We start from the raw sequence: 26,370 nt of genomic DNA, 5'->3' as shown, positions 1-26,370 counted from the left end.
CACTTTGCAATATCTGCAATTTCAGGGGCCGGCAAGATGCCGGAAATGCATAGTTTCCAGCGCGTCTGCGTGCTATTTTGCGAATGTTGCAAATCGGGGGAGGCAATCCTTGGGAAGAAGCCTTGTGGCTGTAAGGACTTCAGCAGGCGGAGCACCGGCGGGGCTGCCGGGCGCGAAGCCGGAAGGGGAGAAGCCGCAGGGCGGCAGGCGGCGGGCGGCCAGGCGGGAAGCGAAGAAGAACTTCATCGGCGTGCGCCTGCGGCGCCTGCGCGAGGAGCGGCAGATGACGCAGCAGGCGCTGGCGCTCGCCATCGGTCTGTCGCCGAGCTACCTCAACCAGCTTGAGAACAACCAGCGCCCGGTCACGACGAAGGTGCTGCTGCGGCTCGATGCCGTGTTCGGCGAGCATCTGCAATTGCTGTCGCAGGACGACGAGGCACGCCTTGTCGCCGACCTCGGCGATGTGGTCGCCGATCCGATGCTGGGCGAGTCCATCTCGCGGGCGGAGCTGCACGCGCTTGCGGCCTCCATGCCCGCGGTGGCACGCGCCTTCATCGCCCTGCACACGCGCTGCCGCCAGATGAGCGAGCAGTCGGCGACGCTTGCCGCGCGGCTGGGGGACGAGCGGGCCGACGCGGCTTCGCCTTTCGCGCCTTTCGAGGAAGTGCGCGAGTTCATGTACGAGCGGCACAATCACATCGCGGAACTCGATGTGGCCGCGGAGAGTCTCGCCGTCGCCGCCGGATTGCGCCCGGGCAACGCGGCCGACGAGATCGCGGCGTTGATCGCCCGCCGTCACGGCGTGCGCGTGGAGATCGCGGTCGCCCAAGAGGGGCCGGAGCGCGACATGCAGCGCAGCTACGATCCGGAAACGCGCGTGCTGCGCCTGTCGTCGCGGCTGCGGGCGGGTCAGCAGGCGTTCCAGATCGCGACCCAGCTCGCCCTGCTGGAGCACGACGGTCTGATCGCGGCGCTCGTCGCGCAGGGGCGCTTCACGAGTGCCGAGGCGCGCAAGCTCGCCCGCATCGGCCTCGCCAACTATTTCGCCGGCGCGCTGGTGCTGCCCTACGGCACGTTCCTGCGGGCGGCGGAGGCGCGGCGCTACGACATCGACCTGCTCAGCCATCGGTTCGGCGTCGGTTTCGAGACCATCTGCCACCGTCTCAGCACCTTGCAGCGTCCCGACGCGCGCGGGGTGCCGTTCTTCTTCATCCGGGTGGACAGGGCCGGCAACATCTCGAAGCGCCAGTCCGCCACCGACTTTCACTTCTCGCGCATCGGCGGCACCTGCCCGCTGTGGAACGTCTACGAGGCCTTCGCGCATCCCGGGCGCGTGCTGACCCAGATCGCGCGGATGCCGGACGGGCGCGCCTATCTGTGGATCGCCCGCACGGTCGCGCGCGATCACGGCGGCTACCGCGCGCCCAGCAAGACCTTCGCCGTCGCGCTGGGCTGCGACCTGCGGCACGCGGGCCGGCTCGTCTATTCCGACGGGCTCGACCTCAACAACCCGGCCGCCGCCACGCCGATCGGCGTCGGCTGCAAGGTCTGCGAGCGTCCCGCCTGCCCGCAGCGCGCCTTCCCGCCCATCGGCCGGGCGCTGAAGGTGGACGAGACGCGCCGCCACTTCTCGCCCTATTCGGGCGAGTGAGCCGGGGGCGCCATGCCGCGGGGAGGCAGGCCGCGAGAAGCGGTGCCGTTCATGTCGCGCGGGGGCGGGGCGTCCTCGAAGTCGAGGGCGGCGATCGCCTCGCCGCGCCGCGCCACCTTGTCGGCCGAGACACGGATCTGGCCGACGTCCTCCTGCGCCTGCCGGAAATGCGTGTCGAGCTTGTCCACCCGCTCGCGCAGGCGGCCGATGTCGTCGACGAGGCGGCCGACCTCCGACTGGATGACGCGCGCCTCCTCGCGCATGCGCGTGTCGCGGATCAGCGACTGCACGAGCTGGATCGCCATGGTCAGCAGCGAGGGCGAGACGAAGATCACCCGCGCGCGGTGCGCCCGCTGCACCAGATCGTCGAAATGCTCGTGCAGGTCGGCGTAGATCGACTCGGAGGGCACGAACAGCAGCGCGATGTCCTGCGTCTCCCCCGGCAGCAGGTATTTTTCGGCGACCTCGCGGATGTGGTAGCCGATGTCGTTGCGCACGCGCTGGACAGCGCGCCGCCTCGCCTCGCCGTCGTTCGCCTCGCGGAAGGCAGAGAGGCCCTCCAGCGGGAACTTGGCATCGACGGCGAGCGGCAGGTCGCCCGGCAGGTCGATGAGGCAGTCCGGCCGCTTGCCGTTGGCGAGCGTGGGCTGGAAGCGATAGCCGTTCGCCGGCAGGCCGTCGCGGACGATCGCCTCCATCCGCCCCTGCCCGAAGGCCCCGCGCGCCTGTTTGTTGGCGAGAACATCCTTCAGCCCGAGGACATGGCCGGAGAGTTCGGACAGGTTCTTCTGCGCCGCGTCGATGAGCGCAAGCCGTTCGTTGAGGCTGGCGATATGAGCCGCCGTATGCCTGGCGGAGGCGTCGAGGTTCTGCCCCACACGATGCTGCAGCCCCTCCAGCCGCTCGGACAGGAAGCGCGCCAGATCGTTCTGCCGCGTGCCGAACACCTCGGCGACGGTCTGCATGCGGCCCGTGAGCTGCGCCTGCAGGCCGCGCATCTCGGCCAGCCGTGCGTCGAGTTCCCGCGCCCGCTCGTGGGCGGCGAAGGCCTCCTCGCGCCGCGCCCGCGCCAGCCCGGCGAGCTGCACGGCGATGGCTGCGAGCAGCACGAAGGCCGCCGCGCCCGCCCCCGCGAGGGCATGGAGCAGCGGCACCGGATGGCCGAAGAGGACGATCGCGTCATTCATGTCGCATCTATAGCCGATTCGCGCCGCAGATCGAACGAATAAAGAACATGTTGACCTCGGGGTAAAGAATGCTTATCTCGCTGCCATCAAGGCAGAGGCACGATGACGATCCTTCCCATTCTTGTACTTCCCGACCCCCGGCTGCGGCTGGTTTCCAAGCCGGTCGAGGCGGTGACCGACGATATCCGCACGCTCGTCGCGGACATGTTCGAGACCATGTACGACGCGCCCGGCATCGGGCTGGCGGCGATTCAGGTCGGCGTGCCCAAGCGGCTGCTGGTCGTCGATGTCGGCAGCCGCGAGGAAGAGCGCCAGCCGATGACCGTCATCAACCCCGAGATCGTCTGGGAGTCGGACGACGAGTTCCGCGTTCATCAGGAGGGGTGCCTCTCCATTCCCGAGTACTATGAGGAGGTGGAGCGCCCGGCGCGCGTGCGCGTGCGCTACATGGATCTCGACGGCGCGACGCGGGAGATCGAGGCCGACGGCCTGCTCGCTACCTGCCTGCAGCACGAGATCGATCATCTGAACGGCGTGCTGTTCATCGATCACCTGTCGCGGTTGAAGCGCGAGCGGGTCAGCCGCAAGTTCGCAAAGGCGGCGAAGCATGCCGGCCGGGCCGGCGGCGAGGGCGAGCACACGGAGGCATGACGCAGGAAATGACGGAACTCGACAGTCCGGCGGATGCGATCACGGGCGGGCGCCGGCCTTCCGCGGGCTCTCTGCCATTCGCCTGGCGCCCCATGGAGCCCAACGACCTTGACGGCGTGCATGCCGCCGGCGAGCGCGTGCATCCCGGCTATCCGGAGCGCATCGAGGTGTTCGCGGAGCGGCTGCGACTCTATCCGGAAGGCTGCCATGTGCTGGAGATGGACGGCGGGACGGCCGGCTACGTCATCAGCCATCCGTGGCATCCGATGATGCCGCCCAAGCTCGACAGCCTCGTGGTGGCGATGCCAACCTTCCCGGCGACGTTCTACATCCACGATCTCGCCCTGCTGCCGCAGGCGCGCGGCAGCGGCGCGGGCGCGCGGGCGGTCGCGCATCTGGCGGAACACACGCGCGCCATCGGCCTCGCCGACCTGTCGCTCGTGGCGGTGAACGCCTCCGCGCCGTTCTGGCGGCGGCAGGGGTTCGAGATCGTCGAGGATGCGCGTCTCGCCGCGTCGCTCAAAAGCTACGACACCGACGCGCGCTTCATGATGCGCCGGCTTGAGGCGGTTTTGCCGCTGTAGGCGGCGATTCGGGTTTGTAATCCGGAAAAAAATCTTTATAAGACGCTGGCGCCCGCGAGACACCCTTGGAGGCACGGGCGCTTTCGTGAGCCGGAGACCACCGGGCCGTGCATGTGCGCGGCCATTTGCATTTCCGGCAGTCGTTTACATTTTCGTTTGTCAAGGATGATCAATATGTCCGCTGCCCATTCGGCAAAGCCGCTCAAGGCTACGGCGCGCGCAGGGGTCGGCAAGGGGGCCGCCCGTGCAATCCGCCGTCAGGGTCAGGTTCCCGCCGTGATCTACGGCCTCGGCGCCCCCGCCCAACCCGTCGCGCTCGACTTCAACGAGACGAAGCGTCTCATCTACGCCGGCGGCTTCCTCAGCACGCTGTTCGAGATCGACGTCGACGGCAAGAAGACCACCGTCATTCCGCGCGATTACCAGCTCGACAAGGTGAAGGATTTCCCGATCCATGTCGACTTCCTGCGCGTGGCACGCGGCGCGAAGATCGAGGTCGAGGTGCCGCTGCACTTCGTCAACGAGGAAGCCGCTCCGGGCCTCAAGAACGGTGGCACGCTGAACATCGTTCACCACAAGATCGCGCTGGTCGTGGCGGCTGACGCCATCCCGGACAGCGTCGAGGTGGACGTCGGCAATCTGGAGATCGGTGACTCGGTCCACGCCGAGACCCTGAAGCTGCCGGAAGGCGCCGAGTTCGGCGCGATCGAGCGCGACTTCACGGTCGTCACCGTCGTTCCGCCCACGGTTTCCGAGGCGGCGGAGACGGAAGCGGCCAGCTAATAATCCGGCTGGACCGGAGACGGACGCTCGCGGATCGTGGCATGCGCGGGCGCCCGTCCCCCGGACGCGGCGGCGGAGCGTCATCGAGGGGGCGTCATGCAGCTCATTGTTGGACTGGGCAATCCCGGCGAACGTTATGCGCGCAACCGCCACAACATCGGCTTCATGGCTGTGGAGGCCATCGCCCGCGGGCACAATGCCGCGCCCTGGCGCAAGCGCTTCCATGGGCTGACGTCGGAGGCGGTGATCGGCGGCGAGCGCGTGCTGCTGCTGCTGCCGCAGACGTTCATGAACGAATCCGGCATCGCAGTCGCGGAGGCGGCGCAGTTCTACAAGATACCGCTGTCGGGCGTCGCGGTGCTGCACGACGAACTCGACCTCGCCCCGGCGAAGCTGCGCGTCAAGACGGGCGGCGGCAACGCGGGTCACAACGGCCTGCGCTCGATCACGGCACACATCGGCAACGATTACCGGCGCGTGCGCCTCGGCATCGGCCATCCGGGCGACAAGTCGCGGGTGCACGCCTATGTGCTGGGCGACTTCGGCAAAGGTGAGTGCGCGTGGGTGGACGACCTGGCCCGCGCCATCGCCGACAACGCGGCGCTGCTGGCGAAGGGCGACGATCCCACCTTCCAGAACCGTGTGCATCTGGCCATGGAGGCGCGGGGCTGGACGGACGTGAAGAGCGTCACGGAGCGTACCCCCGGCTGACCTGCGGGCTGCCCCGCCGGGTTGATTTGCCCGGTTGACCCGGGACGCGCCATAGGGCACTCAGGCCGGGATATCTTTGGCATCGATGCCCGTGCCCGGGCATCTCAGAAAGGCGGCCGCCGCACGGCGTCGCGGGCGAGGATCATGGGTTTCAAATGCGGCATCGTCGGCCTGCCGAACGTCGGCAAGTCCACGCTCTTCAACGCGCTGACGCAGACGGCGGCGGCGCAGGCAGCCAACTATCCTTTCTGCACCATCGAGCCCAACGTGGGCGACGTGGCGGTGCCGGATGCGCGCCTTGACGTGCTGGCGGAAATCGCCGGCTCCGCACAGATCATCCCCACCCGGCTGACCTTCGTCGACATCGCGGGCCTTGTGCGCGGCGCCTCGCGCGGGGAGGGGCTCGGCAACCAGTTCCTCGCCAATATCCGCGAGGTCGATGCCATCGCGCATGTCGTGCGCTGCTTCGAGGACGGCGATATTACCCATGTCGAGGGCCGCATCGACCCGATCAACGACATCGAGACCATCGAGACGGAGCTGATGCTCGCCGATCTCGACAGCCTCGAAAAGCGGGTCATCGCGCTGGAGAAGAAGGCGCGCGGGCAGGACAAGGAGGCGAAGGAGGCGCTCGACCTCATCAACCGCACGCTGCCGCTGCTGCGCGACGGCAAGCCTGCCCGCCTCGTGGAGCGGAAACCGGAGGAGGAACGCACCTTCGCCCAGCTCGGCCTGCTGACCTCGAAGCCCGTGCTCTATGTCTGCAACGTGGATGAGGGCTCGGCCGAGGCGGGCAACGATTTCTCCGCCCGTGTCTTCGAACGCGCGAAGGCGGAAGGCGCTGTCGCCGTCGTCGTCTCGGCCCGGATCGAGAGCGAGATCGCCGTGCTGCCGCCAGAGGAGCAGAAGGAATATCTGGAGGCCATCGGCCTGACGGAGCCCGGCCTCAACCGCGTCATCCGCGCCGGCTACAAGCTGCTCGGCCTGCTGACCTATTTCACCATCGGCCCCAAGGAGGCCCGCGCCTGGACGATCACGGCCGGCACGCGCGCACCGGCGGCGGCGGGTGTCATCCATTCCGATTTCGAGAAGGGCTTCATCCGCTCCGAAACCGTCGGCTATGACGACTATGTCGCCTGCAAGGGCGAGGCCGGCGCGCGCGAGGCCGGCAAGTTCCGCCTCGAAGGCAAGGATTACATCGTCGCGGACGGCGACGTGCTGCACTTCCGCTTCAATACCTGACGGCCGCGTGCCAGCCTCATGCGCAGGTCGCCTTCCCGAAAACGGGAAGGCGACCCTCTCGCCGGGCACGGCTCCGGCTCAGCGCATTTGCTCTACGTCTTGACACCGCTATTCGTGACCTCAGGCTCCGGAGCAGGCGGCGAAAGGCTCTTCTGCACCTTCTTGCAGATGCCCACGACAACCGGGCACACAAGGCCGGCTATCGGGCCCGAGACCAGCAGCGGCAGGAATCCGAGCCATCCCAGGGTCGCGAAAAGAACCATTCCTATCCACGCCACCACTTCCATCGAAGACGCGAACTTTTTCATGAACTCCGTCCGCGCGGGCGACTTGGCCGCCCAGGTGACGAGCTTCCGGGCACACGTCGTCACGAAAGACTCGATCCACCTTGGAAAGATCGAATTCGCGTCGTTTTCAGGAAGCTTGACGTCCACCGCAGCTTTCGGCTTGATCTCCGAGGGTGCCGTGAGGCTGAGACCGCCCGATGTCGAGATATCGGACAGGTTCTTGAACAAGTTCTTGTTGCTGTTGAGCGGCGAGTTCCTGTCACTGAATATGCCAGATTTTGCATGGCTCTCTTGAATCGCAACGTTTATCTTTCGCCTGCGGGGCGAAGAAGCGGCTTTTTGCTGCTGTGCAGCCGCCAGTCTCTCCGCCTGCCCGGTCTCGAACACGGCATCGCGCCCGCTCGTCTCCATATAGCGCAGTTGCTGTTCGGATAGCGTCTGGACGCACTTGTTCTGCCGGTGCAGAGGCGTACCCTCTGACTTCGTCACGCCAACCGCCCGGTCCCTGAAGCTGTCCCTGCCGTTGTTCGTTACGATGATTTTCGTGCCGAGCCGTGCCGCGATGCCCGATGGGCTGTCGCCATTCGTGGGATTGGAGCTGACTGTCTGTCGGGAGGCGGTTCTGGGCAGGGCGGGCATCCCTTGCGCGGGGCCGGATGCGACGTCCCGATAATGCGGATACATCAAACGCGCTGAAAAATTATGAACATTGGACATGACTGTCCTCCGAAGTAATAAAGATCTATAAAATTGTTCTGGGCATACCTTTTGCGCAACGTTATGTCGAAAAAAGACAGTGACGGGATTCTTAATTTCTACAGGAAGCCAAAACGCCTGAAAAAGACGCCTCCGCCGCTCCCCACACCTCCATCTTGACCCTCTGAGGCCTGTAAATATCGAATTATGCTTATGGTTTATTATGATTCTTCTTAATTATACTGCGGAACGGAACTCATATGAAACATTTATGTAGTCTAGCTCCAATATGACGAAAAACGCAAGCATGCTGTGTGCGGTTCAGCACACTCTGTCAAAATAATAACATTGATTCATATATTCTATAGAATGTATATAATTTTTGTCAAGCCGGCGAACGATGCGTCTGACAGCGCTATGCGGCCGCGGCGTGCTGCGCTTCTTTACGCCGCGAAGTAAAGAGCGATCGTGTAGACCAGCACGTAGAGAGCGTACGTCTGTCCATTGCCGCTATAGAGCAGCCGGACGTTGCCGGCCAGCCGGAGCGTGACGCCGGCCAGACCGTCCCACAACGCGCTGAAGCCGGGCACGTTGACCCTCCCGAGCACCCCCTTGAAGAACATCAGGAAGCCGGAGATCGGGGAGGTTCCGCCCGTTTCGTCGCGCGCGGGGGCGTAACGGCGGTACACCAGCACGGCAAGGCCGAACAGCGCCAGCGAGATGACCACGGCCATGCTCATGACCGGCAGCGGATTGAGCGCGTCGTAGATTTGCTCCAGCGACCGCCCTTCCCAGATCAGCGAGGCGGCGAAATAGGGATCGATGGCCAGCGACAGCGGCTCCATGAGCAGCTTCGGGTAGAACGACAGCACGAGGATGCCCGCCACCAGCAGGGCTTGCGGAACGACGAGCGCGGCGGGCGCTTCCGCCACCTGCGCATAGGCGGCGCCCCGGTCGCGCAGGAAGAGGCCGTATGCGAAGCGTGCCATGTAGAGGAAGCCGGCGAAGGTCGCGAGGAAGCCGACGGCGGCGAGCGCATACCATTCCCTGTCCATCATGGTGCCGATCAGCAGCCATTTGGAGCCGAAGCCCGCGAGCGGCGGCAGGCCCGCCATCGCGGTCAGCGCGATGACCGAGGCGGCGAACGTCCACGGCATGCGGCCGGCCAGCCCGCCGAGGCTGCTGAAATTGCCAGCCCCCGTGCGCAGGATCACGCCCGCGACGGCAAGGAACAGGACGCCCTTCACCAGCAGGTGGCTCGCGACCAGATAGAGGGCCGTCACCCAGCCGATATGGCTCATCAGCGCGATGGCGGCGACGATGTAGCCGATCTGGCTGACGCTCGAATAGGCCAGCATCCGCTTGACGTTGTCCTGAAAGAGGGCGAGCCCGGCGCAGATGAGCGTCGTCGCGAAGCCGATCCACGCGAGCAGATGCGCGAGGTCCAGCCCGGATTGCGAGCGAATGGCGAGATAGGTGATGCTCAGCAGCCCGAAGATCGCCACCTTGCTGATCACCGCCGAAAGCAGCGCCGTGAGGTCGTCGTCCGCCAGCGCGTAGGTGCCGGGCACCCAGACATGGACGCCCAGCACGCCCGCCTTCACCAGACAGCCGGCGGCCAGCAGCACGAAGGCGAGGTTCGCGTCAGCGTCGAGCATGCGCAGCACGCCGAGATCCACGGTGCCGCTGACGCCGTAGATCTGGCCGAAGCCCGCAAGCAGGAGGAAGGCCGCGGCAAGCGAGAACAGCAGGTAGCGCAGCGTCTGCGAGCCTGTTCTGCCGCCATGCGCGATCAGGAAATAGGACCCGATCGTGACGAACTCCCAGCACACCAGGAATTCGAGGCCCGTCATCGCCCCCGTCAGCGCCGGCATCGACAGCAGCGTCACGGCGAGCAGCGGATAGTAGTAGGGCCGGGGCTCGGCGCGGTAGAGCGCGCCCAGCCCCACCACCAAACCGCCGCCGATAAACAGCGCGCCGAACAGCCAGGCGATGCCGTAGACCCCGGGCAACAGCCACGGCCCGATCACGGCGACGCTGAGCAGTGCGAGGGCGGCCTTCACACGGCCGGACGGATGCAGCAGCCGCTCGACGAGGGCGAGCGCCGCGCCGGCGGCCAGCGGCGCGAAAATCCACAGCGAAAAGGGTGCGGCGAGAAAGGCGGCGAGGCCGCCGCCCGCGAGCAGCAGCAGGATGGCGCCAGCCACGGGCGCCACCTGGAGCGGGCCCGTCACCGTCAGCGTCTCGTCCGTGCGCGTGTGGAGCGAGCGCCCGAGCCAGCGGAACATGTAGGCCGCCTCAAGCAGCGAGCCGACGAGCACGGCGGCGATCGTCCAGCCATAGCCCGCTGCGGATAGCTGCATCACCAGTTCCCACTTCGCGAAGAAGCCGGGGAAGGGCGGCAGGCCGGAAATCGCCACCACCAGCGCCGCGAACGACGCGACGAGCACCCTCCGGCGGGCGACGGGCGACCATCCGGCCGTCGACTGCCGCCCGACGAGGTCCGCCAGCCAGAACAGGCCCGCCTTCGCCAGCAGGTGGTTGAGGAACAGGCCGCCCACCACCAGTGGTATCGCCGGGACGGCGCCGTTCTTTTCGAGCAGCGCGAGCGCCAGCGTCAAAAGGCCCATCTGCCCGACGGAGGAGTAGCCGAGCATCCGCTGCACCCGCACCTGCCGCAGGCCGAGGAGATTGGAGGCGACGAAGGTGAGACCGCCGGAAAAGGCGATCAGATCGAGCCACGGCGCGAACAGCGGCAGCAGCTTGTAGAGCGCGAAGAACACGCCGGCCGAGACGCCCACCGACACGAAGGCCGCGATGCCGCCGGGCGCCGTCTCGTAGACGTCGATGCCCCAGCCGTTGGCGGGGAACGGTTTCAGCTCCACGAGCAGCGCGGCGAGCAGCAGGATCAGCGCCGTCGTCGCGATGGGGCCGGCGGGCGGTTCGGGCAGGCTTGCGAGCGCGTCGATGTTCAGCGTGCCGGTCGTGAAATAGAGCAGCGCGGTCGCCAGCAGGAAGAAGGTCGAGGCGATGACGGTGGCGACGATGTACTTGAACGCTGCCGCCAGCGACCGCGCGGTGCCCGCAAGGCCGAGCAGCCCGTAGGTGGCGATGGACACGATCTCCAGAAACACGAACAGGTTGAAGAGATCGCGCGTCATCACCATGCCGTTGATGCCCATCACGCCGATCAGGTAGAGCAGCATGGCGCCGTAGTGCTCGCGCAGGCGCGGCCACAGGTGGATGGCCCCGAGCAGCGACACGACGTTGACGGAAAAGGCGAAGAACCCCTCCACGACGCCGAGACGCAGGCTGATCGACACGGGCGGCGCGGTGCCGGCGGTGAGGACCTCGATGGCGGGCGCGCCCGACAGCACCTCGACGAAGCTCACGCCGCTGACGACGGCTATGCCGGCGAGCGCGAAAAAGAACACCAGCGGCAAGCGGGACTTCGCCAGCCTGTAGAGCAGCGGGATGAGGAAGCCGCCACCGAGCCCGAGGATGTAGATGTTCAGCGGATGGAACAGGACACTCACCACTTCGACTCCGTGAAGGCATCGATGGAGAGCGTACCCTTCGCTTTATACAGCCTGATGGCATAGGCGAGCATGATGGCGGTGACCGAGAAGCCGATGACGATCGCCGTCACCACCAGCGCGGAGGGAATGGGGTCGACCGCGTTCAGCGCCGCCTCGCCCGGCCCCATCGTGTCGTCGAGGATGGGGGCGGTGGCGCCGGTGACGTAGCCCGTGGCGACGAGTACGATATGGATGCCGGTGTCGACCAGCGAAAAGCTGATGATGATGCGCAGGATGTTGCGATGCGACAGCAGCCCCCAGAGGCCGATGAGCACGAGCCCGAAGCCGACGGCCAGGGCGAGATGGGAAACCGGAAAGTCCATCGCGGAACTCCTCAGGCGCGGAATCTGTCGACGATGACGGACAACTCCGCGCCCACCTTGACGCCGAGCAGGATGGAGATCGCGGGGATAGCGCCCGCGCTGACGAACGCGCCGAACTCGCCCGCCGGCAGGAAGCGGCTGTCGAGGAAGCCGCCGGCGAAGAAGACGCCGAGCAGGCCGAGCGATACATAGAGGACGCCGGCAAGCGACTCCGTGATCGCGAGCGCGCCGAGCGGCAGCGTCGTCAGCGGGCGCGCGAGCAACAGCAGCACCACGCCCGAGGCGACGATCGCGCCACCCTGAAAGCCGCCGCCTGCCGACAGATGGCCGTTGGCGATCACGTAGGCGCCGAAGAGGAAGATCAGCGGCAGCAGCGTGGCGGCACCTGTTTCCACGATCTCGCCCGAGGAGCGCGCCGGCGGGCGGGCCAGCAACTGGCCGGTGGGCGCGGGGGCGGGACGCAGCAGCAGCCCGACGCTCGCCGCCACCATGAACAGCACCGCGACCTCGCCCAGCGTGTCGAAGCCGCGCCAGGTGATGAGGATGCCGGTCACGATGTTCGGCAGGCCGAGTTCGAGCGGCGTCTGGGTCACGTAGAACTCGGCGAGCGGGCGCAGAAACTGGCGTTCGTCATAAGCACAGACGATGCCGGCGAAGATCACGCCGAACAGCGCCACGACAATTGCATTGAAGATCTGGCGTCTCATGTCCGGCGTCTCATGTCATGGCGCTTGCGCCGGGGCGCTGCCGGCATTGCCGCTGCCGTCCGCCGCCTCGTCCTCGCGCAGCGCGTCCGCGCCCGTCGTCGGCGCCATGGGCGTGCGGGCGCGGTGGGCGGCGCGTGAGAGGGCGTGAGAGGAAACGGGATTCGTCATCAGCACGAAGCCGGCGATGACGAGCAGCTTCAGCGCCCAGTCGGGATGATGGATGCCGAGGCCCGCGAGCACCAGCAGGTTGCCGAGCGTCGTGGCCTTGGTGCCGGCCTGGATGCGGGTGAAGGGGTCCGGCATGCGCAGCACGCCGAGCCCGGCCGAAAACAGGAAGAACGCGCCGAGCAGGACGACGAAACTGCCGACAATCTCCATCGCCGCGCCCATGGTTCAGGCCTTTCCCGCGCCGGTCTTGTGGATGGTGTAGAGCAGGATGAAGGTCGCGAGGCCGGAGCCGATCGCCGCTTCCGCCATCGCCACGTCGGGCGCGGCGAGCAGGATGTAGATCACCGAGGCCGACAGGCTGGCCAGCCCCGCGCTCACGGCCGCCGCCAGCACGTTGCGCAGCGCCACCGCGAGCACGCCGCTCACCAGAATGCCGAGGGAGACGAGAATGGTGAGCAGGCTGAGCATCACAGCCCCCTTTCCAGATAGCGCGCGATGGCGAGCACCGCGAGGAAGCTCAGGAGGCCGTAGACGAGCGCGACATCGATATACGCGAAGCGGCCCGACAGATGGGCGTAGAGCGCGATCAGCGAAATCGTGATCACCGTGAGCATGTCGATGGCGACGATCCGGTCGACGATGGTGCGCCCGATCACGAGCCGCGCCATGGAAAGGGCGATGCCGAGAAAGATCAGCACGCCGGAGATGGTCAGCAGGGCATCAGCCAAAGGCCGCCTCCAGATGCTTCTCGAAGGGGCCGACGATCTGGCGGGTGGCCTCTTCCCGGTCGCTCGTGCGCACGTCGAGCCAGTGGACATAGAGCACGCTGCCCTCCAGCCCGAGCACCAGCGAGCCGGGCGTCAGCGCGATGGAATTGGCAAGCGCGAGCCGCCCCAGCGGCGAGGCGAGGCGCGTCTCGACCTTGACGACGCCGGGATGGATATCGATGTGGCGGGCGTAGACGTAACGCAGCATGCCGACGTTGGCGCGCACCAGCTCGATCAGGAAGATGCCGAGATAGGCGAGGAAGTGCCACAGCGCGCGGGGCGTGACGGCCAGGGAACGCCAGATGCGGCCGGACCAGGACTTCTCCCGCCCGGAGAAGAGCCGGGTAATGGCCAAAGCCACCGCGACGCCCGCCACGATCAGTGCCGGTTCCAGTGAAGCATTGACGATTGCCCACAAAACAAAAAGCAATATAAACAGAGTCGGCGAGCCAATCGATATGACATCTTTTGATGTCAATTTCATATTGTTATTCATCCGCCGAGCCCCATGAAAACACGGGCGAAGCTACCCGTAATCCCCCCGGAAATCAATCCCCAAGCTGCCGCGCGCCGTCGCGCGGGCGCGCCTGTGTTCTTGGTGCATCGGGGCGTTGACGCGGAGCTGAAATGGGAGCATAGACGAGAACGAACGTTCATTCTCACTCTTTGATCGCGGACCCATGACTGATCGCAGACCCGGGCCGGCATCGACCTCCGTCTTGCCGGCACACGCCGACGCCCCGCCGCCCGGACAGCGGCCGGAGGCGCGGGCACACGAGCCCGAGCGCCTTGAAGTCCAGCGAACGGAGCGGCGCGACCTGATCCTGCGCGCGGCCGAGCGGTGCTTCACCAGCTTCGGCTTCCATCGCACCACCATGCAGCTGGTGGCGAAGGAGGCGGGCATGAGCCAGGGCAACCTCTACCGCTATTTCCCGTCGAAGAACGCCATCGTCGAGGGGCTGGTCGAGCGCGACCGCGACGAGGCCCGCCGGCGCTTCGACAGCGTCGATCCCGGCGCGCCGTTCTGGGACCAGTTCCGCAAGCTCGGCGAGGACTACTTCATTGGCGATGCGCAGTGCAAGGCGGCGCTCTGCATCGAAATCTGGGCGGAGGCGACGCGCAATCCCGAGATCGACGCCATCAACCGGCCCATCGAGCAGGAGATCGTCGCGCGGCTCGTTGCGTTGCTGGAGCGCGCACAGGTGCGGGGCGAGATCGCCGCCGACATCGACTGCGCGGCTGCCGCGCAGATGATCATCGTCATCACCAGCGGTCTTTACGTCCGCTCCGCCCTCCGGCGCGACGGCGACGGCACGGAGCAGCTCGAACGGGCGCTGGAGGCCGTCTACGGCCTGCTCTCGGGCGCGCCGGCGCTTCGCCTGTCGCGGTCGGACGCCTCCGGCGGCCATTGCGGGCCTGAGCGCCCCGCTTCCACACAGGAGCCATCATCATGAAGGCAAGCCAGCTTTTTGCCGGCCTCATCGTCGTCGCAGCCGCGGCATGGATCGGCTCGGGCATGATCGGCGGCGGCGAGCCGGCCAGCAGCGCGCCCGAGACGCAGCCGCAGTCCGCGCGGCCGCCGTTCCGCGTCGCCGTCCAGACGGTCGAGAACGCGGATCACGCCCGGCGGATCGTGCTCTCCGGCCGCACCGAGGCCGACCGGCGGGTGGATGTGGTGGCGCGCACCAACGGCATCGTCGAGAAGCTCCCCATCCGCCGCGGTTCCGTGGTGAAGCAGGGCGAGGAGATCGCCGTCCTGTCCGACGAGGCGCGGGAGGCGCTGGTCGGGCAGGCGAAGGCGCGGCTGGAGCAACGGCGCGCCGAACTCAAGGCGCGGCTGCGGCTGATCGAGACCGGCAACCTGGCGGCGCTGCAGAAGCCGGTTCTGGAAGCTGAGCTGAGCGCGGCGGAGGCGGCTTTCGCGCAGGCCGAGGCGGAGCGCGACCGCAACGTCGTCCGCGCGCCCTTCGACGGTGTCGTCAACGTGCTGCATGTACGCGAGGGGCAGGCGCTGCAGGTGGGCTCGAACATCGCCGAGGTGGTCGCTCTCGAACCCATGCTGGCCGTGGTCGAGATCGCGGAGCGGGAGCTTGGCGGCGTACGGGTGGGCGATGCGGCAGAGGTCGCGTTCGCCAACGGCGGCACGGCGCGGGGGCGGGTGCGCTTCGTCTCCGCCGTTGCAAGCCCGCAGACGCGCACCTACCGCGTCGATGTGGAACTCGAAAACGGCGCGGCGCCGGTTCCGGACGGCATCACCTGCGAGGTCGCGCTGACGCTGGCGCGCGTGCAGGCGGCGGCGGTGCCGCGCTCCGCACTGGTGTTCTCGGCGCAGGGCCAGCTCGGCCTGCGCACCGTCGATGACGCCGGCGTCGTCGGCTTCGTGCCGGTCAAGCTCGCCGAGGACGGGCTGGAAAGCGTGTGGGTGACGGGTCTGCCGCCGTCCGCGCGGGTGATCGTGCAGGGGCAGGATTTCGTCGCCGAGGGCCAGAAGGTCGAGCCGGTGACGACCACGACCGTTTCGCAGCGGAGCTGAGCCGATGGCGAACCCCGTCGACTACGCCATCTCCCACGCGCGCCTGACGCTGGCGATCCTCATCTTTCTGCTGATCGCCGGCATGATGTCCTACATGGCCATCCCCAAGGAGGCGGAGCCGGACGTCAAGGTGCCGATCGTCTACGTGAACGTCACCCAGCGCGGCATCAGCCCGGAGGATTCGGAGCGCCTCATCCTGCGCCCGCTGGAGACGCAGCTCAAGACGGTCAACAATGTCAAGGAAATGCGTTCCGCTGCTTATGAAGGCGGCGGTTACGTGCTCGTCGAGTTCGAGGCGGGCTTCGATTCCGACGTGGCCATGGCCGACGTGCGCGCCAAGGTAGACACCGCCAAGAGCGATCTGCCGCGCGACGCGGACGAGCCGCAGGTGCACGAGGTCAACCTGTCGCTGTTCCCCGTCATCGTCGTGGCGCTGGGCGGCGACGTGCCTGAACGCACACTGCTGAGGCTCGCCCGCGACACGCAGACGATGATCGAGCAGATTCCGGGCGTGCTCTCGGCGGACCTGCGCGGCGCGCGCGACGAGGCGGTGGAGATCATCGCGGAGCCCATGCTGATGCGCAGCTACGGCATCTCCCTCAACGACCTCACGCAGTCGTTCGCCGCCGGTAACAGCCTTGTCGCGGCGGGTGCGCTGGAAGGTGCCGCGGGCCGTTTCGCCGTCAAGGTGCCGTCGCTGATCGAGAAGCCGGAAGACATCCTGGCCTTTCCCGTCGCGGCCTCGCGCTCCGCGTCGGTGACGTTGGGCGACATCGCGGAGGTGCGGCCCACGTTCAAGGACCCCACCTCGATCACCCGCATCAACGGCAGCTCCGCCATCACGCTTGAGGTGGTCAAGCGCACAGGCGCCAACCTGATCGAGACCGTGGACGCGGTGAAGAAGGTCGTCGCCGAGCTGCAGAAGACGTGGCCGGCTACGGTTCAGGTCGCCTTCACGCAGGACAAGTCCACCGAGATCAGGTCGATGCTGCACGAGCTGCAGAACAGCGTGATCACGGCCGTGCTGCTCGTCGTCATCATCATGCTGCTGGCTCTCGGCGGGCGGGCTTCCGTCTTCATCGGCATCGCCATTCCCGCCTCCTTCCTCGCCGGCATTCTCGGGCTGCATCTGGCGGGGCTCACCGTCAACATCGTCGTCCTGTTCTCGCTCATCCTCGCGGTCGGCATGCTGGTCGACGACGCGATCATCGTTTCCGAATTCGCGGAGCGGCGCATGGTCGAGGGCATGCCGCCCAAGGCTGCCTATTCGCTGGCCGCCAGGCGCATGGCGGGGCCCGTCGTCGCCGCGACGCTCACACGCATCGCCGCTTTCTCCCCGCTGATGTTCTGGCCGGGCATCGTCGGCGAGTTCATGAAATACCTGCCGCTGACGCTGATCGCGACGCTCTCCGCCTCGCTCGTCGTGGCGCTGTTCTTCACGCCCACACTGGGCGCGATGCTCGGCGCGCCGACCCATGTGCAGGACGAGCGCATGGAGGATCGCGGCCTTTACATGCGCATTGTCAGGCTGGCGCTGCATCATCCCGGCACCACGCTCACACTTGCGGTGGCGCTGCTCGTGGGTGTCGTCGGCGCCTACGGGCGGTTCGGCAACGGCGTCGAGTTCTTTCCCTCTGTCGAGCCGGAATATGGGCTGGTGCAGGTGCGGGCGCGCGGCAACATCTCCATCACGGAGAAGGACAGGCTCGTGCGCGAGGTCGAGAGGCGCCTCGCCGGCATGCCCGAGCTGGACACCGTCTATGCGCGTGCGGGCGAAGGGCAGCGGGGCTCGAACGAGGTGACCGAGGATACGATCGGCACCGTGCAGTTCGAGTTCGTGGACTGGCGCAAGCGCCGCAAGGCGCATGTCATTCTGGCCGAGATCCGGGAGCGGACGCAGGACATTCCCGGCGTGATCATCGAAGTGACGGAGCCGCGCGCCGGTCCGCCCACGGGCAAGCCCATCACGCTCGAAATCGCTGGCACGGACCCCGTGCCGATCTTCGAGACCGCGCGGCAGGCGGCGGCGGCGCTGCGGGCGCGCCCCGACACGCGCGACGTCGACGACGGCCTGCCGCTGCCCGGCATCGACTGGAGGCTGACCGTCGACAAGGCGGAGGCCGCGAAATACGCGGTCAACCCGCTGATCGTCGGCACGGCCGTCCAGCTGGTGACGAACGGTGTCAAGATCGCCGAATACCGGCCGTCGGACACGGACAAGTCGGTCGACATCCTTGTGCGCTTTCCGGAGAGCCGCCGGAACCTCAACGAACTCGACAACCTGCGCATCAATTCGGAACTGGGCGCGGTGCCCGCCGGCAATTTCGTCGTGCGCTCGGCCGAGCGCAGCGTCGGGCTGATCAACCGGGTGGACGGCCGGCAGGTGGTGAACGTCACCGCCAACGTGGCCGAGGGCGTGCAGACGGCGGTGGTGCAGAAGGCGGTCATGGACGGCATGGCGGCCATGAGCCTTCCGCCCGGCATCACCTATCGCCTGAAGGGCGAGGACGAGGAGCGCGAGAAGGCGGGCGCGTTCCTGGTGAGCGCGTTCGGCGCGGCGATGTTCCTGATCTTCGCCGTGCTGCTCGCGCAGTTCAACAAGTTCACCAGCGTGTTCCTCGTGCTTTCGGCCGTGGTGCTCTCGACGATCGGTGTCCTCATCGGCCTCATGGTCATGGGGCAGGCTTTCGGCGTCGTGATGACCGGCATCGGCATCATCGCCAACGCCGGGGTGATCGTGAACAACAACATCGTGCTCATCGACACCTACGACCGGCTGCGGCGCGAGGGGGTGGAGGCGTATGACGCCATTCTGGAAACCTGCCGGGAGCGCGCCCGCCCGGTGGTGCTGACGGCGGTGACCGCGCTGCTCGGCGTGCTCGCCATCGCGTTCGGCATCAACCTTGACTTCGTCGCCCGCTCCGTCGACATCGGCGCGCCCTCGACGCAGTGGTGGACGCATCTTGCTACCGCCATCGTGTTCGGGCTCGGCTTCGCCACTATCCTGACACTGGTGGTGACGCCGGCCGCGCTGATGGGGCTCGCCAATATCGCCGCCTGGCGGGAAGGGCGGCGAAAGAAGCGGCGCGCCGGCAGGCAGGCCAGCGCCGCGCTGGAAACCTGAACGGAAGGCGCCTGCCGCTGCCATCGGCCGGCAGACGCCTTTCCCGGATCGCGTTGTACCAAGCCGCCCGGTCGTTCCTCGGTACGTAAAAACCCCCGGCGAGGGATCGCCGGGGGTCTCAATCGTCGCGGCTGCCGCCTTGCCTTCCCTGGAGCCGTGTCCGCCCCGGTTCGGCGCTCTATCGTTTCGGCAACAGGTGCAGCGCGTTGACGAGGGCGTCCACGTCCTCGCGGGTGTTGTAGAAGGCGAGCGAGGCGCGCACCGTCGTTTCCACGCCGAAACGGCGCAGGGCCGGCTGGGCGCAGTGGTGACCGGAGCGCGTGGCGATGCCGTGCCTGTCGAGATGGCGCGCCACCTGTTCGGACTCGAATCCCTTGACGACGAACGACAGGACGCTCGCCTTCAACGGCGACGTGCCGATGATGCGCAGGCCCGGAACGGTGGCTAGGCCCTCGTTCGCATAGTCGAGCAGGGCATGCTCGTAGGCCGCGATATCGGCGATCCCGACATTGTTGATGTAGTCGACGGCGGCGCCGAGCCCCACCGCGCCGGCGATGTCGGGAGTTCCCGCCTCGAATTTCTCGGGCGGACCCTGAAAGATCGTGCGCTCGAACGTCACGTCCCGGATCATGTGCCCGCCGCCCTGCCACGGCGGCAGCGCCTCCAGCCATCGCTCCTTGCCGTAGAGGATGCCGATGCCGGTCGGGCCGAAGATCTTGTGGCCGGACAGCACGAGAAAATCGGCATCGAGGGCGCGGACGTCGAGCGGCAGGTGCGGCGAGGACTGGGCCGCGTCGACCAGTACCGGCACGCCCCGAGCGTGGGAGAGCGCGATGATCTCCGCCACCGGGTTGATGGTGCCGAGGGCATTCGCCACGTGGGTTACGGACACGAACTTCGTGCGCGGTCCGAGAAGCGCGGCGAACTGGTCGAGCAGCAGCGTGCCGTTGTCGTCGACGGGCGCGACCTTGAGCACCGCGCCCGTGCGCCGGGCCAGCAACTGCCACGGCACGATATTGGCGTGATGCTCGATATGCGTGATCAGGATCTCGTCGCCCGCGCCGATGAACTGCTGTCCGAAGCTGTTGGCGACGAGGTTGATCGCTTCCGTCGTGCCGCGCAGGAACACGATCTCGCGGGAACTGGCCGCGCCGATGAAATCGCGCAGCTTGTCGCGCGCACCCTCGAACAGGTCGGTGGAACGGGCGGCGAGCGTGTGGGCGGCGCGATGGATGTTGGAGTTATGCCGGGAATAGAATTCCGACGTGATGTCGATGACGCTCTGCGGCTTCTGGGTAGTCGCCGCGTTGTCGAGCCACACCAGCGGCTTGCCGTTGACGGTTTGGTGAAGGACGGGGAAATCCCTGCGCAGGCCCCGCGTCTCGAAAGCCGTCAGCACGCTGTCGCGTGGCGCGTTCGCCGCCGCGTGTGCGTTCGCCGGATGCGCGGGAGAGGCGGCGGTGCCGCCCGGCCCCACGCTTGCCGGCACGGCGTCCGCCCGCGCGGGCGCCTCCCGCTGCTGCAGGAAGTAGTAGTTCGGCGTCGAATCATGGCGCGCATGATGCTGCGCGATAACCGTGTCGCCGCCCTGCCTGTCCTCGTAGCCGCCGAGGAAGCGCGGCTCGCCGAAAACGAAAACCTCGTGCGGATGCAGCACGTGGTCGAGCGCCAGCGCGCCGTCGGATGTCGGTGCGCCGGAGGGGGCGGGATGGCCGCCCGCCGGCGCGTAGGCGCTGACCGGCGCATAGCCGCTCACGCTGGCGTAGTCCCCCGGCGGGGTCAGGTAGTCGCCGGGAAGGAAGCCGCTGCCTGGCACGGAGACATGGCCGGAACGATCGGGCGCGAAGGCCGGCGCGAGCGCGGCCTCGGGCACCTGCGCCGCCGGGTCCGCATGCGCGGCGGCCGGCGCGATGACGGGAAGGTCCGCCGGCAGCGAGGGAGCTGTCAGCGAGACGGAATCCACCGGCGCGGGCGGCGCGGCAACGGACGGGATAGCGGCCTGCGGCGGCGTGGCTTCCGGCAGCCCCTCCGGCAGGGAGGGGGCGGCCGGCGCACCCGAGAACGCTTCCCGCACCAGTTGCGAGAGCAGGGAGGTGAGCGGCGATTGGTCCTGACCCGACGGCAATACCGCGCGGGGTTCAGACTGCGTAGTCATGATAGCGGCCGATCAGGACGTTATCGAGACGGGCAACGGCGTCGTTCACGAGCACCGCCACGGAGAAGTAGCGGGTCACGAGATGCGAGGCGATCGAGTGCTCGTCCGTGCCGCTGTAGCGGACCGACAGGCCGGGCTCCACCTCGCCGGTGACGCCGGTCTTCTGCAGGCCGACGACGCCCTGATCCGCCTCGCCCACGCGCAGCAGCAGGATGCTGGTGCTTTCCGGCACGCCATTGAAGCCGCCGGCGATCGGCAGCTTGTCGGAAGGCACGAGCGGCACGCCGCGCCACGTGAGGAAGGGCGCGCCGAACAGATGCACGATGACCGGCGGCACGCCCCGGCGGGTCGCCTCGCGGCCGAATGCGGCGATGGCGCGCGGATGGGCGAGGAAGAATGCGGGTTTCTTCCATACACGGGCGAGCAGTTCGTCGAGATCGTCCGGGGTCGGCGGCCCGGAACGGGTCGGGATGCGGTTCCCCGGGGCGACCTCATGCAGCAGGCCGAATTCGGCGTTGTTGATGAGTTCCCACTCCTCCCGCTCCTTCACCGCGTCGACGGTGAGGCGCACCTGCTCGCGGAGCTGGTCGATCTGGTTGCTGTAGAGATCGGTGACGCGGGTATGCGTCTGCAACACGGTCTGGATGGTGCTGAGGTGATATTCGCGCGGATGCTCGGCATAGTCGACGAAGGTCGTCGGCAGGCGCGGCTCGCCGCTGTGGCCGGACAGCAGGTCGATGGCAACCTCGCCCCATTCGTTTGTCCGCGCCGCGAGCGCGTGCTGCTCGTCGCTGGAGCGGGCGATGGCCTGGCGCAGGCCTGACTGCTCGTCGATCTTCGAGACATCAAGCTTCAGCACCGTGGCGGGCGTCAGCGCGGCGGCCGTGGTGGCGATGGGGCTGTCCTGCAGCAGCGTGCGGTGGCCGAAGAAGCTGCCCGCGCCGATCAGCCGCTGGCGCAGCTTGCCGCCGAAGGGGTTGACGCCCGTCTGCTCCACCGTGCCCTCGGCAACGATGAACAGCTTGCGGGCGCTGCTGCCTGCTTCCGTCAGCCGCTCGCCGGCCTCGACGTGCTTGACGGCGAAGAGCCCTGCAATCTTCTTCAGTTCGTCCGGGTTCAGGCCGGAGAGGGCCGGAATCGCGGCGAGCGATTCGGGGGAGACGGCGAGCTTGCCGCCGTCGTTGACGATGACGACCTGCCCCTCGCGGGCGCTCACGACCTTGCGGCGGTTGACGCGGTAGACACCGCCTGCGACATCGACCCACGGCAGCAACTTGTGCAACCAGCGCGGGGTGCGTTCCGTATTCTGGACGACGGTGACGGTCGCCGTCGCAAGATTGCGTGCCGCGGGAGCGCTGACGCTGCGTTGCGCGCCGTGGCTGGTGGAAGACGCAGTCATTATTAACCCCATTCGTTCGGTTGGATGTCGAAAACGGTGTCTGATGACGAAGGCCGATGAGCTTGCCTCATGGGCCTTCGTTAAACCCGCGCGGCAGCGAGCGAGGCCATTCCGGCACCGGTCGGGCCCCATGGCATCGCGTCGGGGTGACGCTGTTTATGGCTGTGCGGGCCGTGGGCGCGCGCACGTCTGAAAGCATGTTCTTGTCTTTTTCTGGCAAGTTCTGTCAGTTTCAGCCAGTATAAACTGGCCGATATGACTTTTTGGCTATTACATTTGTTTTTGAAAATTGCTATCATAGCCATTTTTTTATAGTAAATCAATAAAAATGACATATTTTCATCTTTAATTATTTAGTCTTACATAAAAACTCATGAAATCTGCGGATTTTCGCCCTGAAGGTGCTTTTTCATACACTGCAGCGCTGCATCCGCAGTCCGGCCGTCTGGCGCAACGGCCCGGCGCACCCCACCTGCAGAGTTGAAAAGCGGAAACGGCGAAGGGGCACGGCGGCATATGCGCCTTGACGACACCACCTGCACGAGACATCCGAGCCCCCCAGCCAGATCGAACGCAGGCGCATCTCACCCGCGCTGCACTGGAAGCTTTCCGATAATTGTCTATAATGTCAATAGACAATATGAGTTACGAACGTGAGGGCGTTCGCCAACCAGCGGGCGCGGATGCGGCCTGCGCGCGAGGATGAGACGATGAGTACACGGCAATTGAAACTTGGCGCCTTCATGCGTCCTGTCAGCATTCACACCGGCGCCTGGCGCTATCCCGGCGCCCTGAAGGACGCCAATTTCAACTTTCCCGCCCTGAGGCGCTATGCGCAGCGGCTGGAGGAGGCGAAATTCGATGCCTTCTTCATGGCCGATCATCTCGCCGTGCTCAACATGCCCGTCGAGGCGCTGAAACGCAGCCATACGGTGACGTCCTTCGAGCCGTTCACGCTGCTTTCGGCGCTGGCCGGGGCCACGCAGCGGCTGGGGCTCGTCGCCACCGCGTCCACCACCTTCGAGCACCCCTTCCACCTGGCGCGCCGCTTCGCCTCGCTCGACCATATCAGCGGGGGCCGCGCGGGGTGGAACATCGTCACCACGTCGAACCCGGACGCGGCGCTGAACTTCGGCCTTGATGAGCACGTCGCCCACGCGGACCGCTACGCGCGGGCGCGCGAATTCTATGACGTGGTCACCGGGCTGTGGGACAGCTTCGCCGACGACGCCTTCATCCGCGATGCCGAAAGCGGCATCTATTTCGATCCGGAAAAGATGCATGTGCTCGGCCACAAGGGGCCGTCCTTCTCGGTGCGCGGCCCGCTGCACATCGCCCGCCCGGTGCAGGGCTGGCCGGTGATCGTGCAGGCGGGAGCGTCCGAGGCGGGACGCCAGCTCGCGGCGGAAACGGCGGAGGTGGTGTTCGCCGCTGCCGGCACGCTCGCGGACGGGCAGCGCTTCTATGCGGATGTGAAGGGCCGGCTGGCCGCGGCGGGGCGCGAGCGCGACCATCTGAAGATTTTGCCCGGCGCCTTCGTCGTGGTGGGAGAAACGGTCGACGAGGCGCGGGCCATCCGCGCGCGTCTCGACTCGCTCGTCCATGCCGACAGCGCCATCGCCTCGCTGTCGATCGCGCTCGGCCACGACGTATCGCATCTCGATCCCGAGGGCTTCCTGCCCGATATTCCCGAAACCGAGGCCAGCAAGTCCAGCCGCGAGCGGGTTCTGGCGCTGGCGGAGCGGGAAAAGCTCACCATCCGCCAGCTCGCGCAGCGGCTCGGCGGATACGCCGGCCTCGCCTTCGTCGGTACGCCGCAGACCATCGCCGACGAGATGCAGGAGTGGCTGGAAAGCGAGGGATCGGACGGCTTCAACATGATGTTTCCCTACCTGCCGGGCGGCCTCGACGCCTTCGTCGACCGGGTCGTGCCGGAACTGCAAAGACGGGGCATCTTCCGGAAGGAATATGAAGGCGAGACCCTGCGCGACAACCTGGGGCTGCCGCGTCCGGCGAACCGCTTTTTCGCCTGACGGCGGAGTTGCGGCATTTACATATTAATTTCATCGACTATCTGGATTTATGGGCTGTCGTCGTTATAGACTGGGCCTTCGCAGGTTCATCGCGACGACCGCTCTTCACAATCAGGAGACGAAGACATGTCCATCCAGCTCGGCCAGATCGCGCCCGATTTCGTGCAGAACAGCACGGCGGGCGAAATCCGCTTTCACGAATGGCTCGGCAATTCGTGGGGCATCCTGTTCAGCCACCCGCGGAACTTCACGCCGGTCTGCACGACGGAACTCGGCGAGGTTGCCCGCCTCGCGCCGGAGTGGGAGAAGCGCAACGTCAAGGTCCTCGGCCTGTCCGTCGATCCGCTCGACGCGCATGAGAAATGGGGCGCCGACATCGCGGAGACGCAGGGCCATGCCCTGAACTTCCCCCTGCTCGCCGACGACGACAAGAAGGTGTCGGAACTCTACGGGCTCATCCATCCCGATGCGGATCCCAACGTCACCGTGCGCGCGGTCTTCATCATCGACCCGAACAAGAAGGTGCGCCTGACCTTCACCTATCCGCCGAGCGCCGGGCGCAACTTCGCCGAAATCCTGCGCGTCGTCGACAGCCTGCAACTCACGGACGCCCGGAAGGTCTCGACGCCGGTGAACTGGAACCCCGGTGATCCGGTAATCATCGTCCCGTCCGTTTCCGACGAGGAGGCGAGGCAGCGCTTCCCGCAGGGCTTCAAGACGCTGAAGCCTTACCTGCGCATCGTTGAACTCGACGGGCAGCAGGACAGCTGACGTCCAGGTCGGTGTCAATTCAATCTATATATTCTATAGATTGAATTGACATTGGATGTGTTTGCATGTACCGGATATAAATGGCTTGCGGAGCCGTTTTCCTGCTGCATCAGACCGGAGAATGGGCACAGTTTTCTGGATCAACCTGATGTCTGAACAAGAATAGAGCGGCGGCATGCGTCGGTTTCTCCGTTCGCTGCTCCGTCCGGAAATGTCCAGCGTATCGTGTCCCGCCAGAGGCGCGAGGGAGATGCTGGTATTGTGTTATTGATGGTCTGGCGGGAGAATCCCGTGCCGGTCGTCGCGATCCCGGTCCCGCACGCGCATGTGGCGGGCGCGCGTCGGGATGCAGCGGATGGCGGCGGACGCGGGGATATCCGGATGTTGCGGAGCTGATCAGTGTCTGAAAATGCCAATGTCGTCGCCTTGCCCACCGGAAAGCGCTTCCCCGAAGCCCGCGCCGGCGGGATCAGTCTCGGAGCGGCGGTGGACGCCGGCCGGTTCAAGCTCGGAATGCGCCGCCTCGCGGCGGGTGTATCCATCATCGCCACCACCCTTGAGGAGGTGCGTTACGGCCTCGTCGCGACGGCTGTGAACTCGGTTTCCGCCGATCCGCCGACGCTTCTCGTCTGTGTCTCGCAGACGGCTTCCGCGCATGATTTCATCAGCCGCGCCGGCCGTTTCAGCGTAAACGTGCTGCATGCCGACGACCGGGAACTGGCCGAGAATTTCTCGCGCCCCGAATTCCGCACCCGCCGCTTCAGTTTCGGCGAATGGTCCACGGCGACGACCGGCGCGCCGGTTCTCGACAGCGCGCTCGTCGCCTTCGACTGCCTGATCGCGCAGGAGGCTCGCGTCGCCAGCCACACCGTGTTCTTCGGGCAGGTCGTGGATGTGCGCCTGAGCGATGGCCTGATCGATCCGCTGCTGTTCTGGAACAGCAGCTATCATACGGCGGAAGCCGGCCCGCGGTGAGCCTTAAGCGGGCGCCCAAGGGGCGCCGCCGCGTTGCCTGCTTCA

General features: G+C 66.6%; 24 protein-coding genes. 12 read left to right on the top strand and 12 right to left on the bottom strand.

The window, feature by feature from the left end; all coding sequences use genetic code 11:
- Positions 1-250 precede the first annotated feature (250 nt).
- On the top strand, positions 251-1,651 hold the full coding sequence (locus ACFFJ7_RS03470; RefSeq protein ID WP_343042603.1) for a short-chain fatty acyl-CoA regulator family protein: 1,401 nt from the start codon (positions 251-253) through the stop codon (positions 1,649-1,651).
- On the opposite strand, the gene ACFFJ7_RS03465 is transcribed toward ACFFJ7_RS03470, so the two are convergent.
- Complete coding sequence (locus tag ACFFJ7_RS03465; protein ID WP_377590772.1) at positions 1,636-2,838, bottom strand: DNA recombination protein RmuC; 1,203 nt, start codon at positions 2,836-2,838, stop codon at positions 1,636-1,638. The genes ACFFJ7_RS03470 and ACFFJ7_RS03465 overlap by 16 nt on opposite strands.
- 102 nt (positions 2,839-2,940) lie before the next feature.
- Between ACFFJ7_RS03465 and def the strand changes: the two genes are divergently transcribed.
- The 5 genes from def (at position 2,941) to ychF (ending at position 6,809) form a co-directional block, all read left to right on the top strand.
- A complete protein-coding gene (gene def, locus ACFFJ7_RS03460) occupies positions 2,941-3,489 on the top strand; it encodes a peptide deformylase (RefSeq protein ID WP_166954642.1) in 549 nt (182 codons plus the stop codon).
- Positions 3,486-4,073, top strand: coding sequence for a GNAT family N-acetyltransferase (locus tag ACFFJ7_RS03455; protein WP_377590771.1), 588 nt, complete (start codon positions 3,486-3,488; stop codon positions 4,071-4,073). Before def ends, ACFFJ7_RS03455 begins: the two co-directional genes overlap by 4 nt.
- 174 nt (positions 4,074-4,247) lie before the next feature.
- The gene (locus tag ACFFJ7_RS03450; RefSeq protein WP_166954644.1) at positions 4,248-4,856 is read left to right on the top strand and encodes a 50S ribosomal protein L25/general stress protein Ctc; all 609 of its coding nucleotides are present in this window, start codon (positions 4,248-4,250) and stop codon (positions 4,854-4,856) included.
- Positions 4,857-4,952: 96 nt separating this feature from the next.
- Positions 4,953-5,567, top strand: coding sequence for an aminoacyl-tRNA hydrolase (gene pth / locus ACFFJ7_RS03445; protein ID WP_377590770.1), 615 nt, complete (start codon positions 4,953-4,955; stop codon positions 5,565-5,567).
- A gap of 144 nt (positions 5,568-5,711) precedes the next feature.
- Positions 5,712-6,809, top strand: a complete 1,098-nt coding sequence (gene ychF / locus ACFFJ7_RS03440) for a redox-regulated ATPase YchF (RefSeq protein WP_377590769.1) — start codon at positions 5,712-5,714, stop codon at positions 6,807-6,809.
- 92 nt (positions 6,810-6,901) lie between these two features.
- Here the strand turns inward: ychF and ACFFJ7_RS03435 are convergent, their stop codons facing one another.
- The 8 genes from ACFFJ7_RS03435 to ACFFJ7_RS03400 form a co-directional block, all read right to left on the bottom strand.
- Entirely contained in the window at positions 6,902-7,813 is a 912-nt protein-coding gene (locus ACFFJ7_RS03435) for a hypothetical protein (protein ID WP_377590768.1), read from the bottom strand.
- A gap of 422 nt (positions 7,814-8,235) precedes the next feature.
- On the bottom strand, positions 8,236-11,328 hold the full coding sequence (locus ACFFJ7_RS03430; RefSeq protein WP_377590767.1) for a proton-conducting transporter transmembrane domain-containing protein: 3,093 nt from the start codon (positions 11,326-11,328) through the stop codon (positions 8,236-8,238).
- Positions 11,325-11,693 carry a sodium:proton antiporter gene (locus tag ACFFJ7_RS03425; protein WP_166954655.1) on the bottom strand — a complete coding sequence of 123 codons (369 nt, stop codon included), beginning with the start codon at positions 11,691-11,693 and terminating at the stop codon, positions 11,325-11,327. Before ACFFJ7_RS03425 ends, ACFFJ7_RS03430 begins: the two co-directional genes overlap by 4 nt.
- An 11-nt stretch (positions 11,694-11,704) precedes the next feature.
- Positions 11,705-12,400 carry a hydrogen gas-evolving membrane-bound hydrogenase subunit E gene (gene mbhE, locus ACFFJ7_RS03420; protein ID WP_166954657.1) on the bottom strand — a complete coding sequence of 232 codons (696 nt, stop codon included), beginning with the start codon at positions 12,398-12,400 and terminating at the stop codon, positions 11,705-11,707.
- 15 nt (positions 12,401-12,415) lie between these two features.
- On the bottom strand, positions 12,416-12,790 hold the full coding sequence (mnhG, locus tag ACFFJ7_RS03415; protein ID WP_246225381.1) for a monovalent cation/H(+) antiporter subunit G: 375 nt from the start codon (positions 12,788-12,790) through the stop codon (positions 12,416-12,418).
- Positions 12,791-12,793: 3 nt separating this feature from the next.
- Positions 12,794-13,036 (bottom strand): hydrogenase subunit MbhD domain-containing protein, encoded by a 243-nt coding sequence (locus ACFFJ7_RS03410; RefSeq protein ID WP_166954659.1) that lies wholly within the window; start codon positions 13,034-13,036, stop codon positions 12,794-12,796.
- Entirely contained in the window at positions 13,036-13,296 is a 261-nt protein-coding gene (locus tag ACFFJ7_RS03405) for an MrpF/PhaF family protein (protein WP_166954661.1), read from the bottom strand. The genes ACFFJ7_RS03410 and ACFFJ7_RS03405 overlap by 1 nt, the downstream gene beginning before the upstream one ends.
- On the bottom strand, positions 13,289-13,819 hold the full coding sequence (locus ACFFJ7_RS03400; protein ID WP_377590766.1) for a Na+/H+ antiporter subunit E: 531 nt from the start codon (positions 13,817-13,819) through the stop codon (positions 13,289-13,291). The genes ACFFJ7_RS03405 and ACFFJ7_RS03400 overlap by 8 nt, the downstream gene beginning before the upstream one ends.
- 196 nt (positions 13,820-14,015) lie before the next feature.
- On the opposite strand from ACFFJ7_RS03400, the gene ACFFJ7_RS03395 reads away from it, so the two are divergent.
- Genes ACFFJ7_RS03395 through ACFFJ7_RS03385 form a run of 3 tightly spaced genes read left to right on the top strand, consistent with a single transcriptional unit; the run spans position 14,016 to position 18,992 of the window.
- Positions 14,016-14,789 (top strand): TetR/AcrR family transcriptional regulator, encoded by a 774-nt coding sequence (locus ACFFJ7_RS03395; protein ID WP_377590765.1) that lies wholly within the window; start codon positions 14,016-14,018, stop codon positions 14,787-14,789.
- A complete protein-coding gene (locus ACFFJ7_RS03390) occupies positions 14,786-15,868 on the top strand; it encodes an efflux RND transporter periplasmic adaptor subunit (RefSeq protein ID WP_377590764.1) in 1,083 nt (360 codons plus the stop codon). Before ACFFJ7_RS03395 ends, ACFFJ7_RS03390 begins: the two co-directional genes overlap by 4 nt.
- A gap of 4 nt (positions 15,869-15,872) precedes the next feature.
- Positions 15,873-18,992, top strand: a complete 3,120-nt coding sequence (locus tag ACFFJ7_RS03385) for an efflux RND transporter permease subunit (protein ID WP_377590763.1) — start codon at positions 15,873-15,875, stop codon at positions 18,990-18,992.
- A 178-nt stretch (positions 18,993-19,170) separates the two neighbouring features.
- On the opposite strand, the gene ACFFJ7_RS03380 is transcribed toward ACFFJ7_RS03385, so the two are convergent.
- From ACFFJ7_RS03380 to ACFFJ7_RS03370, 3 genes are all read right to left on the bottom strand, one after another.
- The gene (locus ACFFJ7_RS03380) at positions 19,171-21,147 is read right to left on the bottom strand and encodes a SufS family cysteine desulfurase (protein WP_377590762.1); all 1,977 of its coding nucleotides are present in this window, start codon (positions 21,145-21,147) and stop codon (positions 19,171-19,173) included.
- Entirely contained in the window at positions 21,131-22,546 is a 1,416-nt protein-coding gene (locus ACFFJ7_RS03375; RefSeq protein ID WP_166954673.1) for a family 2B encapsulin nanocompartment shell protein, read from the bottom strand. Before ACFFJ7_RS03375 ends, ACFFJ7_RS03380 begins: the two co-directional genes overlap by 17 nt.
- An 80-nt stretch (positions 22,547-22,626) precedes the next feature.
- Positions 22,627-22,881 carry a hypothetical protein gene (locus ACFFJ7_RS03370; RefSeq protein ID WP_377590761.1) on the bottom strand — a complete coding sequence of 85 codons (255 nt, stop codon included), beginning with the start codon at positions 22,879-22,881 and terminating at the stop codon, positions 22,627-22,629.
- Positions 22,882-23,256: 375 nt separating this feature from the next.
- Between ACFFJ7_RS03370 and ACFFJ7_RS03365 the strand changes: the two genes are divergently transcribed.
- The 3 genes from ACFFJ7_RS03365 to ACFFJ7_RS03355 all read left to right on the top strand — a co-directional run bounded on the left by ACFFJ7_RS03365 (position 23,257) and on the right by ACFFJ7_RS03355 (position 26,325).
- On the top strand, positions 23,257-24,579 hold the full coding sequence (locus ACFFJ7_RS03365) for an LLM class flavin-dependent oxidoreductase (RefSeq protein WP_377590760.1): 1,323 nt from the start codon (positions 23,257-23,259) through the stop codon (positions 24,577-24,579).
- Positions 24,580-24,705: 126 nt separating this feature from the next.
- On the top strand, positions 24,706-25,350 hold the full coding sequence (locus ACFFJ7_RS03360; RefSeq protein WP_166954677.1) for a peroxiredoxin: 645 nt from the start codon (positions 24,706-24,708) through the stop codon (positions 25,348-25,350).
- A gap of 399 nt (positions 25,351-25,749) precedes the next feature.
- A complete protein-coding gene (locus tag ACFFJ7_RS03355) occupies positions 25,750-26,325 on the top strand; it encodes a flavin reductase family protein (RefSeq protein WP_377590759.1) in 576 nt (191 codons plus the stop codon).
- Positions 26,326-26,370 lie beyond the last annotated feature (45 nt).

The organism is Pseudochelatococcus lubricantis (assembly GCF_042432495.1).
Classification (GTDB): domain Bacteria; phylum Pseudomonadota; class Alphaproteobacteria; order Rhizobiales; family Beijerinckiaceae; genus Pseudochelatococcus; species Pseudochelatococcus lubricantis.
The sequence above is the reverse complement of the archived record's forward strand: the minus strand, read 5'-3'. Positions and strand labels throughout refer to the sequence as shown.